Origin of the sequence: Streptomyces sp. NPDC092369, from assembly GCF_044755245.1 — a bacterium.
GTDB lineage: Bacteria > Actinomycetota > Actinomycetes > Streptomycetales > Streptomycetaceae > Streptomyces.
Genome location: NZ_JBIVQP010000002.1, coordinates 1,243,126 through 1,255,550 on the forward strand (window position 1 = coordinate 1,243,126; position 12,425 = coordinate 1,255,550).

9 protein-coding genes and 1 tRNA gene are annotated in these 12,425 nt (G+C 70.9%); 3 read left to right on the forward strand and 7 right to left on the reverse strand.

The features are described from left to right. Positions 1 to 83: 83 nt before the first annotated feature. Complete coding sequence (locus tag ACIQI8_RS15235; protein WP_402349440.1) at positions 84 to 755, reverse strand: TetR/AcrR family transcriptional regulator; 672 nt, start codon at positions 753 to 755, stop codon at positions 84 to 86. Positions 756 to 854: 99 nt separating this feature from the next. On the opposite strand from ACIQI8_RS15235, the gene ACIQI8_RS15240 reads away from it, so the two are divergent. After that, a complete protein-coding gene (locus tag ACIQI8_RS15240; RefSeq protein WP_402349443.1) occupies positions 855 to 1,646 on the forward strand; it encodes an SDR family oxidoreductase in 792 nt (263 codons plus the stop codon). Between the two features lie 73 nt (positions 1,647 to 1,719). Here ACIQI8_RS15240 and ACIQI8_RS15245 read toward each other — a convergent pair whose 3' ends face one another. From ACIQI8_RS15245 to ACIQI8_RS15260, 4 genes are all read right to left on the reverse strand, one after another. Further along, complete coding sequence (locus ACIQI8_RS15245; protein WP_402349446.1) at positions 1,720 to 3,129, reverse strand: Cys-Gln thioester bond-forming surface protein; 1,410 nt, start codon at positions 3,127 to 3,129, stop codon at positions 1,720 to 1,722. Between the two features lie 260 nt (positions 3,130 to 3,389). Continuing rightward, positions 3,390 to 3,863, reverse strand: a complete 474-nt coding sequence (locus ACIQI8_RS15250; RefSeq protein ID WP_402349449.1) for a single-stranded DNA-binding protein — start codon at positions 3,861 to 3,863, stop codon at positions 3,390 to 3,392. Positions 3,864 to 4,196: 333 nt separating this feature from the next. Further along, positions 4,197 to 6,239 carry a GTP-binding protein gene (locus tag ACIQI8_RS15255; RefSeq protein WP_402349451.1) on the reverse strand — a complete coding sequence of 681 codons (2,043 nt, stop codon included), beginning with the start codon at positions 6,237 to 6,239 and terminating at the stop codon, positions 4,197 to 4,199. Positions 6,240 to 6,242: 3 nt separating this feature from the next. Continuing rightward, on the reverse strand, positions 6,243 to 7,850 hold the full coding sequence (locus tag ACIQI8_RS15260; RefSeq protein ID WP_402349454.1) for a dynamin family protein: 1,608 nt from the start codon (positions 7,848 to 7,850) through the stop codon (positions 6,243 to 6,245). 324 nt (positions 7,851 to 8,174) lie between these two features. On the opposite strand from ACIQI8_RS15260, the gene ACIQI8_RS15265 reads away from it, so the two are divergent. Together ACIQI8_RS15265 and ACIQI8_RS15270 are read left to right on the forward strand one after the other, a co-directional pair. After that, a tRNA-Arg gene (locus ACIQI8_RS15265) sits at positions 8,175 to 8,247 on the forward strand. 177 nt (positions 8,248 to 8,424) lie between these two features. Further along, on the forward strand, positions 8,425 to 10,329 hold the full coding sequence (locus tag ACIQI8_RS15270) for a TerD family protein (RefSeq protein WP_402349457.1): 1,905 nt from the start codon (positions 8,425 to 8,427) through the stop codon (positions 10,327 to 10,329). A gap of 51 nt (positions 10,330 to 10,380) precedes the next feature. Here the strand turns inward: ACIQI8_RS15270 and ACIQI8_RS15275 are convergent, their stop codons facing one another. Together ACIQI8_RS15275 and ACIQI8_RS15280 are read right to left on the reverse strand one after the other, a co-directional pair. Further along, positions 10,381 to 10,821, reverse strand: a complete 441-nt coding sequence (locus tag ACIQI8_RS15275; RefSeq protein ID WP_402349460.1) for a VOC family protein — start codon at positions 10,819 to 10,821, stop codon at positions 10,381 to 10,383. 197 nt (positions 10,822 to 11,018) lie between these two features. Continuing rightward, positions 11,019 to 12,266, reverse strand: a complete 1,248-nt coding sequence (locus ACIQI8_RS15280; RefSeq protein WP_402349463.1) for a hypothetical protein — start codon at positions 12,264 to 12,266, stop codon at positions 11,019 to 11,021. Positions 12,267 to 12,425 lie beyond the last annotated feature (159 nt).

A 12,425-nucleotide genomic window follows, 5' to 3' on the forward strand; every position in this document is an offset into this window, starting at 1 on the left:
CGGGAAACCTGCTGGTGAGGGGCCTTTTCGTGCCCTCTCGCGGCAAGTAACACCCCATCTTGCCTGACGTCCACACTTGGGTGTTAACCCGTTTGACCGGGGGGCTGTGACCTGGGGTTTCGCTGACCAGAGGATGGGCAGGGCGGGCGCGCGGGCCAGGCGGCCAGGGCAAGTTCCGCGGTTTCAGTCAGTTCGGCCGCCGTGGCCCCGTCGCGAGCGCGTTGTGACATGCCCTGGATCACGGCGGCGAAGTAAGCGGACAGGGCGCGCGGGCTGGCCGCCTCGGACAGTTCGCCGACCTGTTGCGCCTTTCGCAGTCGCGCTTCGAAGACGCCCAGGTTCGCGTTGCGCAGGTCTCGCAGGAAGGCCTCCACCTCGGCGTCCTGCGGGGTGACGTTCGTGGCCGCGCTGATCGTCAGGCAGCCGGCGGGGTGGGTCGGGTCGGGGTAGATGACCGCTGCCTCACGCAGGATGCGGGTGAACGCGGCGCGGGCGGTGGGCTCCTCTTCGAGGGCGACGCCCATGAAGGCGCCCACGGGCGAGCGCCCGTAGCAGTGCACCACCTCCTTGAACAGGGACTTCTTGTCCCCGAAGGCCGCGTACAGGCTGCCGGGCCTGATGCCCATCGCCTCCGTCAGCTCGCCGATGGACGTGGCCTCGTAGCCGCGTTCCCAGAACAGACGCGTGGCCGCGGTCAGTGCCTCGGCACGGTCGAACGCCCTCGGGCGCCCTCGCTTGGCGCGTGTGTCAGTCACTCCCTTGTCAGCCACTCCTCCATTTTAGAGCGCTCACTCAACAAGCCGTGCTACTTTTTTTGAGCAATCACTCAACAAATGGGGGAGTGGCCAACAGCCATGGGCACACGCACACTTGCGAGCACACGCGCACTTGAGGGAAAGACCGCACTGGTCACCGGCGGCAGCCGCGGCATCGGCCGGGCCATCGCGCAACGTCTCAGCCGGGACGGCGCGACTGTCGCCGTCGCCTACGCGCGTGACGAGACAGCGGCGAACGAGGTCGTCGAACGCATCCGCAAGGACGGCGGCCGGGCCTTCGCCCTGCACGCCGAGCTGGGACGGCACGGCGACGCTGCCTCCCTGTGGGCCGCCTTCGACGCCCAGGTCGAGGCCCACGCACCCGGCGGAGGCGTCGACATCATCGTGAACAACGCCGGCATCGGCCGCAGTTCCGCTCTTGCGGCACTGACCGAGGACGCCTTCGACGAAGTCTTCGCCGTGAACGTCCGCGCACCGTTCTTCATCGTGCAACAAGGGCTGGAACGGCTGCGCGACGGAGGACGGATCATCAACATCTCCAGCGGCGCGGCGCGCCTCGCCATGCCGGAGATCATCGCCTACGGCGCCACCAAGGGCGCGCTCGATACCTTCACCCTCAACCTCGCCAAGGAACTGGGGCCCCGGGGCATCACCGCGAACTCGGTGGCGCCCGGCATCATCGACACCGACGTCAACGCGAGCTGGCTACGCGGCAATCCGCAGGCCGAAACCCACGCGGCGTCCCTGGCCGCGCTGGGCCGAGTGGGCCGGCCGGAGGACGTGGCCGACATCGTGGCCTTCCTCGCCTCCGACGACGCACGCTGGGTGACCGGCCGGGTGATCGACGCGACGGGAGGTTCCGGACTGTGAGCCGCTCGCCTTGAGCGCAGCGGCCGGCGCGCCTGGGGCAGACCGCCCCGCTCCCCGCGCCGACCGGACGCCGTCACCTCTCCGCGGACATCTCCTTCTTACGGACCAGCACCAGCGCCGCCCCGCCGATCACGACCAGCCCGATGGCGACGCCCGCGATCAGCGGGGTCGTGCTGGAGCTGCCCGTCGCGGCGAGGTTGGTGTCATCCGCGACGCCCCCCACCGTGGCCGGGCTCGGCTCGCTGAGGGTCTGGACCGCGTCCCCGCCCGCGCTGCCCTGCGTCTTGCAGTCGAGGACCCCGGTGAAGCGCTTCTCGAAGCCGCTCGGCCCGGTGATCGTGAAGTCGTACGCCTGGTCCTCCTGCAGCGGGACCGTCACCGTCTGCGACTCCCCCGCCGGGATGCTGTACTCCGCGCCCAGCAGCGCGAACGTGAACGCCTCGTCGCCCTGGTTGGCCGCGGTGAGGTCCAGGCCGCCCTTGGCGCAGTTCTTCGTCGCGGACAGTGCCGGTATGGCTCCCTCGCTCGCCCAGCTCGCACTCGCCGTCGCTGCCACCGTCGACTCGCTGGAACCGGCCAGGATCTGCGTCTGGCTCCGGCTCTCGGAGGCGAAGGCCCGGCCGACCGGCACGGTCGTCGAGGCCTGCACGGTCAGCTCCGCCGAGCCGGCGACGGTGCCCTCGGGCACGTCGAAGAAGACCTGGCTGCCGTCCACCGCGGACGTGATCGGCTTGCCGTCCTTGCCGACGATCCGCACTCCGCTGATGGCGGCGTCAGCCGGAGGCGTCAGCGTCACGCCGGCCGCGTTCGTGTGCACGGTCACCGGTCCGAGCAGCTCGCCGGGGTGGCCGGAGACGGCGGGCGGGTCGAGGGTGAGCGAGGCCTTGGGCTCCGCCAGGTCGGCCGCGCTCTTGTGCAGATAGTCCGCGAGCCGCTCGGCCTGCGGGTCGACCGCGTCGACGTCGGCCCCGTCCGAGTAGCGCCAGATGGCCACCTGGGTGCCGGCCGCCGCGTCCTGCTCGGTCAGTCCGCCCTGGACACCCGCCCTGGCGGCGAGCGCCGCGAGGTCGTTGACCTGCGGGTAGGAGTTCTGCAGGATCCAACGGATCTTGCCCGCGTCCTTGTTGGCGGCCAGCGAGGTGCCGCTCCAGCCGGTCTCCTGGTACTTCGCGTCCCGCTGCGTGGGGTTGTGGATGTCGACGCAGTACGTCTGCAGCGTGCCGCCGCCGTCCACGGACATCTCGAACAGCCCCGCCGAGACCTCCTGGTCCCCGCCGACGTCGTGGATCACGGCCGCGCCGTACGTCTTCAGGGCGCCTATCGTCGCGGTCGCCCCGCCCTGGCTCTGCGTCGTGTCCCCGGCGGCCGCCGATCCGGCCCCGGCCAGCACACCGGCGGCGACGAGTCCGGACACCAGAGTGGCGGCGGCCAGCCGGGCCGCGCCTCGCCTGCACGCGGACAGCACAGAGAACGAAGAAAGCACCAAATTCCCCTTCGAGCAGGACCCGTTGACGTGGGGGTGTGGTCCCACCAGCAGAATCAGAAGCCCCGAGAGATATCACCGGCATCCTAGGGATGCCGCACACCGCGCCTCCCGGTCATACCGTCGGACAAACGATCCGACTCGGAATCGTTATCGCCCGAACCGCGTCCGAGCAGGGCTTATCGACAAATCCACCGGGCCACACGGGGGCGCATTCGTCGATAAGCCGCAGTCCGGTCAGCTCGGGACACTGTCCGCCATCACGTCACCGCGACCGGTTCCGGCTCCTGTGGGGACAAGTCCGCCTCCGAACCGCCCGGCGGTGTCTCCCAGTTGGGCTCCGACTGCGTGGACGCGGCGGCCGTCCCCGGCTCCTGCTTGTTCGCCCGCCGGAAGGCCGACGTGCCGCGTGCGAGGTCGTGGCCGATGGCCACCGCGTCGAGGTCCGCCGAGGTCCAGCTCTGCCCCTCGCGCACGTCCGTGCGCACCTTCAACCGGCCCTGCACGATGACCGGGTCGCCCACGCTGAGCGACGCCGCCGCGTTCGTCGCGAGCTGCCGGTTGGCCCACACCGTGAAGAAGTTGGTGTGCCCGTCCATCCACGTGTTCTTCTCGCGATCCAGATAGCGCGAGGTCACCGCGAGCCGGAACCGCGCGGACGGTCCCGACGCCAGCTCCCGGTACACCGGCTGCGTCGCCACGTTCCCCACGGCACAGATGATCGTCTCGTTCATCACGAACCCCTCCCTCGCCCGGCCGCGGAGGCCGGGCGGACATGCCTACGGGCCCGTCCCGTACGGCAGCGTCTGCGACTTTCACCGCCGCGGCGATCACGTCCGCCGCGATCGCCGCACCGCCAGACTGCCTCCGTCGGGCCGGGCCCGCTGAGCCCTGTGGACCGCCCTTAGCCTGTGGAAAACTCCGTCACCCGGACGAGTGATCCACCGTCATGACTGCGTTCACCCCGCCCCCTTGGCCGGTCGGGTCCACCCCGACCAGCCCTCGGCCGTCACCGCATCACCGGGTCACCGCATCACCGGGTCACCGGCGTCACCAGGTCGCGGGCGTCACCGCGTCCCCGCCGCCGCCCCCACCCCCGCGACCCGCCCGAACTGCTCCCGAACCTCCCGGTACCGCAACAGCTCCGCCGCCACCGGATCCAGTACCCGGGCCCGCCCGCACCCGGCCGCCGCCTCCCGCAACCGGCGTTCCGCGTCCATGCCGTACCGCCGCGCCGGCCCCCGCGCCGCCATCCGGCAGCTCCACTCGACGAGGGGCCCGCCGATGATCCCGGCCACCATGAGCAGCACCGGCACCCCGAGGTTCGGCGCCATGAAGCCGATGATCTGGCCCAACAGCCACAGCCCGCCGACAACCTGAAGGATCGTCATGGCGGCCTGGGTCAGGACGGCCCCCGGCCACCAGCCCGGCCTGGGCGGTCGCCCCGGCGGCAGTCCGGCCCGCGCCGCCAGCTCGTCCAGCGCCTCGGGCAACCCCTGTGAGCCCCGTACGGCCGCCTCGCGCACCGCCTGCGCCCACGGCGCGGGCAGCCCGGCCGAGGCCCGGTCGGCCAGCGTCCGTACCGCCTGTTCGACGCGCTGGCGGGCCGTGGCCTCCTCGTCCTCCTGCGTGCGCAACGGGAGCCGCCCGGTGGGGGTTTCGTACCGGTCCTGGTACCAGCGCCACAGCCGCAGCCAGGGCGTCCCGCACGCGCGGTTGGCGTTGCGCAGCCACGCGCGCTCGGCCGCCTCGCCCGCCGCGGTGGCGCCCACCGAGTCCGCGAGCCGCCCGGCGAACTCGTCGCGCGCCTCCTCACTGAGGCCGGTGCGCCGGCGGGTGGCGTAGACGGGGCGCAGTCCCATCGCGGCGGCGTCCAGGTCCGCCGAGATGCGGCGCGCCGGGGCGCCGCGCTCCGCGACGAATTGGCCGAGCGCCTCGCGCAGTTCACTGATGCCGTCCCCGGTGAGGGCGGACAGGGCGAGCACGCCGGCGCCCGGTTCGCCGTACTCGCCGAGCGCGATCCCGTCCTCGTCGAGCAGCCGTCGTAGATCGTCAAGGACCTGCTCGGTGGCCTCGCCGGGCAGCCGGTCGATCTGGTTGAGGACGACGAACATGACCTCCGCGTGGCCCGCCATGGGCCGCAGATAGCGCTCGTGCAGCATGGCGTCCGCGTACTTCTCGGGGTCGACGACCCAGATGACCGCGTCGACGAGCGCCAGGACGCGGTCCACCTGCTCCCGGTGCTGCACGGCCGCCGAGTCGTGGTCGGGCAGGTCCACGAGGACGAGCCCGCGCAGTTGCGCCTCCGCCTCGGCGCTCTGCAACGGCCGCCGCCGCAGTCGGGGCGGAATGCCGAGCCGCTCGATGAGCCCGGCGGCCCCGTCACTCCAACTGCACGCGATGGGAGCCGCGGTGGTGGGCCGGCGTACACCGGTCTCCGAGATCGCCACGCCGGCGAGCGCGTTGAACAGCTGCGACTTGCCGCTGCCCGTCGCCCCCGCGATGGCCACGACGGTGTGCTGCCCGGACAGCCGGCGGCGCGCGGCCGCCTCGTCCAGCACTCGCCCGGCCTCGGCCAGGGTCCGGCTGTCGAGCCGGGTCCGCGAGAGCCCCACCAACTCCCGCAACGCGTCGAGCCGCGACCGCAGATGACCGTCGTAGGCGAGCGGGGCGGCCATCGCCTGCGCGCCGGGCCCCCTGGTCTCCACGACGGGCGGGGGTACGTACCCGGGCGCGACGGTCCCGTCCTCGGCCACGCGGCGTGCGATCAGCCCGTCGTCCCAGACGCTCGTGGCTTCGGCGGCCGCGGAGTCCGTACGACTGCGGGTGTCGTCGTCCTTACGTCCGCTGCCGGCGTCGGCGTCATCGCCCGCGCCCGTACGGTTCGGGTCGCCCTCTCCGAGGGGATGACCGTCCGAAGTGCCCTCTTCGGGGGAGCCGTTTTCGGATGCGTCCCCTAGAGGGAGGCCGTTTTCGGAAGCACCCTCTTCAGGAGCACCCTTTTCCGGACGCCCGCCCACGGCAACCGTCTCCCCTGTCTCCCCGGCCTGATCAGCGTGTTCCGTCTGATCGGCGTGATCCGTGTGGTCCTGGTCAGTGATGGCGGTCACCGGTCACCTCTCCTTCTGCAGTACGGACAGCGCGGCGATGAGTTCTGCCTGGGGTTCGGGGTGTACGTCGAGCGCGTCGAGGGGCGCGAGGCGGCGCTCGCGCTCCGTGTGGATCACCCGGTCCACGTACTCGGCGAGCAGCCGCCCGCCCCGGTCGCGCAGCCGCAGCGCCCCGTGCGCGCCGATCCGCTCGGCGAGCCCCTCGCCTGCCGAACGCGCCCGGCGCCCGCCCAGCAGCGCGGTGGCGACCAGTACGGCGACCACCTCGGGGTCCGGCGCGACGGTGCGGTCGAGGTCGCGCACCTCCTCCTCGGCGTACTCCTCCAGCTCGCGCCGCCAGCGCCGTACCGCCATCCCGATGCGGTGCTCGGCGCTCTCCAGGGAGGGGTCGCGGTCGGTGAGACCGGGGGCGCCCGCCGCGGGTTCGCGCCGCCAGGCCTCGTCCACGCGCTCGTCCGCGGCGGTGACGGCGCACAGCAGGAGGGCCGCCAGGCTCTCCATGAGCGCGTCGAGGAGCTCGCCGGCGGAGCAGTCGACCGGGAACGCGCGCCAGCGCTTCAGCGCGTCTCCTGCGAGCACGGCGCCCGCCTGCAGCCGCCCTCGTACGCGCGCGTGCTCGCTGTCGTAGGCCGCGTCGACGGCGGAGGTGAGCCGGAGGGCGGCCGCGTACTGCGCGGCGGCGGCGCTGGCCAGTTCGGGCATCCGGGACTTGAGCGAGTCGAGGACGCCGTACGCGGTGCGGGCCAGGGTCTGCTGCCGGTTGGCGGGGTCCTGCACCTGGTGGATGAGCCAGTTCCGCAGCGAGGCGACGGCGGTGGCCGGCAGCAGCCCGCCACCCCAGGCCGACTCGGGGAGCTCGGGCACGGTGAAGCGGGGTACGTCGCCGAGTCCTGCCTTGGTGAGCAGCGCCGCGTACTGCCGGGACACCTCGGAGGCGACCTGGTGCGGCACGCGGTCCAGGACCGTCACGAGGGTGGCGTCGTACTCCTTGGCGGTGCGCAGCAGATGCCAGGGGACGGCGTCGGCGTAGCGGGCGGCCGTGGTGACCATCACCCAGATGTCGGCGGAGCAGATGAGTTCGGCGGCCAGGACGCGGTTGTCGGCGACCAGGGAGTCGATGTCGGGGGCGTCGAGGAGGGCGAGGCCGCGCGGGAGGGTCTCGGCGGTCTCGACGCGCAGCACGCGCGCGGGGTTCTCACCCGGGAGCAGCAGGTCGTCCCCAGGCTCCTGATGGGGCACCCACACGCGCGTGAGGTCGGGCAGCACGCGCATCCCGCTGAACCAGTGATGGTCCTCCGGGTGGCACACCAGCACCGGTGTGCGCGTGGTCGGCCGCAGCACGCCCGCCTCGCTGACCCGCCTGCCCACAAGGGAGTTGACGAGGGTCGACTTGCCGGCGCCGGTGGAACCGCCCACCACGGCCAGCAAGGGCGCTTCGGGTTCTCTCAACCGGGGCACCAAATAGTCGTCGAGCTGTGCGAGCAGTTCGTCGCGGTTGGCACGCGCGCGTGGAGCCCCCGCCAGGGGCAGCGGGAAGCGTGCGGCGGCGACACGGTCGCGCAGGGCGGAGAGTGCGTCGAGCAGCTGAGGCCGTACGTCCAAGGTCACCACATGTGAAGAATGCCCAATTTTAGGGGAATTCTGAAGCATATGAGCATGTCTGCGCGCCGACCGGACACACAGGGATGGAAGGGATGACTGGGACGCGGGCACAGTCCAGGCATAACGAGTGCACAACACCCGGGGCGTGAGGCGCCAAAAGCGATGCACGATTCGTACCTGCCTGCGATTATCAGGACCGCTTCACTGAACCTCCACATCGAGCCACGGAGGCGAAGCAACAGGGACAAGGACGCGGGAGCCCTATCCTTGTCCCCGGCAACGTCACGGATCAGCCCACACCCGGGCAGCACCAGACACGAGGCCACCACACCGGCCCCCGTAGCTCAGTGGATAGAGCAGGCGCCTTCTAAGCGCTTGGCCGCAGGTTCGAGTCCTGCCGGGGGCGCACCGTCTCCGCCCTCCCGATGGGAGGGCGTTTTTGCTGGCCGGAGCCACTTCATGGAGCTCGGCTGAGTGGGTGCGCGAGGGCGGCCCGGGTCTTTCTGAGAAGTCGACCGCCCAGATACGGGCAAATTGCCATACAGGTTGAAGGAGGCCCTCATATCGGGTCACCCTTGGCGCCATGAGTCTCACCTCCACCTCCTTGGACGTGCTGCCCACGGATGACTACGCCCGCGACTGGGCTCTGGTCGACGTGGAGACTTCCGGGCTCATCGCCCGGCGGGACCGGGTGCTGGCCGTCGCGGTGGTGACGATCGGACCGGACGGCGAGCAGACCGGGGAGTTCTCCACGCTGCTCGACCCTGGATGCGACCCGGGACCGGTGGAGGTGCACGGACTGACCGTCGAGCGGCTGCGGGGCGCGCCGACCTTCGGCCAGGTCGCCGGGCGGATCGGGGCGATGCTCCAGGACCGGGTCCTGGTCGCCCACAACGCCCAGTTCGACTACGACTTCCTGGCCTACGAGTTCGCCCGTGCGCGGATGTGGCTGCCGGTGTCCCAGCGGCTCTGCACATTGGCCTTAAATCGTCAGGTGGATCCACCGACGGAGGACATGAAGCTGGGCACACTGGCCGCCCACTACGGCGTACCGCAGCAGCGCGCGCACGACGCGCTGGACGACACTCGGGTACTCGCCGGGATCCTGCGGGCTTCGCTGCGCGAGGCGGCGCGGCTCGATCTGCCGTTACCGCTGGTGAGCTGCCCACCGCGGGCGGAGTCGCAGTTCACGCCGAAGCCGCCCAAGACACCGTGCGCTTACCGCAATCCGGGGCGCATGGCTCCTGGAGGGCCGCTGCTTCAGGGGATGAAGATCGCGGTAACCGGTGAGACCGCGCACGCACGGGCGGAACTGGTCGGGCGCGCTGTCGCCGCCGGACTGAACATGATGACCTCTGTGAGCCGGCACACCAGCGTGCTCGTCACCAACGAGCCGGCGTCCCGGTCCGCGAAAGCCCGACGCGCGGCCACCGAGGGCGTACCGGTCATTGACGAGCACACCTTTCTGCGGCTGCTGGCCGATGTACGGGCCGGGACAGTGCATGAGGTGACGGCCGCTTCCGCCGAGATCGCGCCGGTGAAGGCGCCGGCAACGGCAGCAGTTCACGCGGCCGAACCCGGATCCACCACAGCACCTGTCCCGGAAGAGCCCGCACTGCCGCCGCCCTCTTTCGGCGCGGCTGTCCCCGCTCCGCGCCAACCCGGCGACTCGGCCGACCACTTGGCCAAGCCGCTGACGAGCCGCCGGGTACTCGTGCTCGGCGGTGCTCATACCGATGCCGTCGCGGCTCGCACCCGCGTCGTCGAGTTGGGGGGATCCGCAGCGGTCAACCTGTCCGCCAGTGTCACCGACGTCGTCGTCCTCGCCAACGGCGACAAGGACCGCCGTATGGGCCGCATCACCGCTCTTGAACTCCCTGTGCACGACGCGGATTGGCTCACTTCCCCGATTGTCGCCGCCCCGGACACGGCGGCTGTCCGGCTGAACGACCCACTCGTGATGCACAGGGGCGGCGTCATCGACCTCCCCATGCCATCCGGAAGACCCGCCCCCGAGTGGTACGTCACCGCAGGCTGGGCTCCGCAGGCCGACTGCGAGATCGACGTCGTGGCCTTCATCCTCGACGAGGACGAACAGGTCACCTTCGACGAGGACTTCATCTTCTACGGCGCCCCCGAAAGCCCCGCCGGGACTGTACGGCTGCTGACCGGCGGCCCGGCAGAACAGACCATCGCCCTCGACCTGGCATCCCTGCCGCCCGCGACGCGGAAGGTCGTCGTCGCCGCGGCCATCGACGGCCCGGCCACCTTCGGAACGGTCGGCGCGATCCAGATCGGGGCGGCTGCCGGCCACAGCGGACCGCCCCTCACCCGGGCCACTTTGGACGCCGCGACAACCGAACGCACCATGCTCCTCGCGGAGATCTACCGCAGAGGTCCGATCTGGCGCCTGCGAGCCGTCGGTCAGGGCTACGACCATGGCCTCGACACCCTCGCACGCGGATACGGGGTCGACATCTCCGACTGAACGACGGGGCCAGGGGACAGCCGAGCCCGCCTCATGGACCGGCCCCCGTCCTCACCGCAACTGCTCAGCCAACCCCACAATGATCCCCTCCGGCCCCCGGAGGTAGCACAGCAGATAGATGTCCTCGAACCGGGCGATCTCGCCCACGAGTTCGGCGCCGTGCGGGCGCAGGCGGGCAACCGTGTCCTTGATGTCGTCGACGGCGAACATGACGCGGTGCGTGCCCAGAACGTTGTGCGGCCGGTTGCGCGGTCCGTCGCTGATCACCTCGGGGCTGCGGTACTTCGCCAGTTCGAGCTTGCTGTGACCGTCCGGGGTGCGGACCATCGCGATCTCGCAGTGGACGCCGTCGAGTCCGGTGCACTGGTCGGCGAAGGGGCCCTGGACCTCCCCCCTGCCCTCCAGCTCCATACCGAGTTCCAGGAAGAACGCGACGGCGGCGTCCATGTCCTCGACGACGATGCCTACGTTGTCCATCCGCTGAATCGCCATGGTGGTTTCTCCTTCTTCCTCGTGCGGCCGGTGCCGGCCTCTGATGCCCCTGGGACGGAGCCGATGACACGTTCTCGACATCCGCGGACGACCCAACTCAGAAAACTTGGATCGGATCGCGCCTCAGGTGAGATTCATCCGGATGCACCACGCCACCGCAGGGCCGCAGTCGGCCCACCGCTTGGCACGAAGAAGCGTCACTGCACCGCTGCCTCGGGCTCCCCCGCCGCCGACGGATGGACGTATCGACCCTCGTTGAACGGCGTGAACCAGGCCTTGAACGCCACGGGTACGCCTCCGAGTGCGGCCCCCGCAGAGGCCCCACCCATCCCGTCAGCTCCGCTGATCCCCTCAGCCCCCTCGGCCCCTGCGCCCTCTCCCATCCCACCGAGCTCCCCGAGCCCGTCCATCGAGTCGTCGTAGAGCCACTCGTGCCCCATGTCCTCGTAGACATTTCCCGCGAACGCGTCCAGCGCGGCCGACAGGTCGTCGTCGAGGAGGCCGTACAGCTCCAGGGTCGTGGTCGCCTGGCTGAGGAGGAATCGGAGGGCGAGTTCCTCGGCGACGCAGCTGAGTCGCTGGAAGCTTCCGTCGGTGAAACGGGTGGTCATGGCGATCACCGTCACCAGGAAACGCCGGGAGAAGCGGGCGTCGTAATTGAGCGCGTACCGGTCGGGAAGCCGCTCCAGGTGCCACAGCGGACCCTCGCATTCCGCGACGGTCGCCTCCTCCTGAGTCAGCACCTGGACGTCTTCGAACAGCTCGTCCACCAGGAAGTCGATCGCGTAGACCAGCGCACCGGCGGCGAGCCGCGCACTTGCCGGCGGGACGGCGGTGCCCTCGCCCCCTGCTCCCCCGTCCTCTCCGTCTCCCGCTCCCGCTGCTTCTCCTCCCTCTTCCGCGTCCTCGACCACGCCGAACACGGCCGGTGAGAAGGACCGCAACTGGTCCGCCAGTTCCAGCATCTGCCGTCGTACGGCCGCCGCCTTCGCCTCGGCGTCGTAGGCCCCATCGGTGGGTTCGGTCGTCGGGGCACCGGTGTGGCGGGCCTTGCGGGCGGCGGGGTCGTCGGGCGGGGCGTCGGGGCCCTCCGCCGCGTCGAGGCTCTGTCTGGCCAGATCCGGGTGCAGTTCGACCTCGCAGCGGTCGATCGTCCAGTCGGCCAACAGCTCGGAGCGTTCCAGCAGTTCATCGACCAGCGCCTGCACCGACTCCTCGGCGAGTTCCAGGGCCGGGGCGTCCACGACGACTTTCAGGAGGGCGCCGCCCGGGTGGACGGCGACGATGGTGTCGAGGACGTCGACCTCCACGCCGTCGGGTCCCTCCACGGCCCGTACCGAGTCGAATCCGTCCTCGATGAGCGCCACGGCGCCGGCGCGTTGGAGCGGGTCCATCTCCGGAGTGCCCTCCGGGATGCAGGTGTCCACAGTCACTACGTACGTCACGTGCCCGAGCCTGACAGGCGGGAGCCGTCCAGCGCGAGGGAACGGGCCCGTCGACACCGAGGTTTTGGACGGAAGCCACCGTGTCCACACCCTGTCCGACCTGCGGAGCACGCCGTCGGCCGGACCGCGGACGGGCCGGAACGAGCCAGGATCGGAGTA

Bases quoted from the DNA above. Each gene is read 5' to 3' on its own strand.
- ACIQI8_RS15240 (WP_402349443.1), top strand. From the start codon at position 855: ATGGGCACACGCACACTTGCGAGCACACGCGCACTTGAGGGAAAGACC.
- ACIQI8_RS15250 (WP_402349449.1), bottom strand. From the start codon at position 3,863: ATGAACGAGACGATCATCTGTGCCGTGGGGAACGTGGCGACGCAGCCG.
- ACIQI8_RS15270 (WP_402349457.1), top strand. From the start codon at position 8,425: ATGAGTCTCACCTCCACCTCCTTGGACGTGCTGCCCACGGATGACTAC.
- ACIQI8_RS15275 (WP_402349460.1), bottom strand. From the start codon at position 10,821: ATGGCGATTCAGCGGATGGACAACGTAGGCATCGTCGTCGAGGACATG.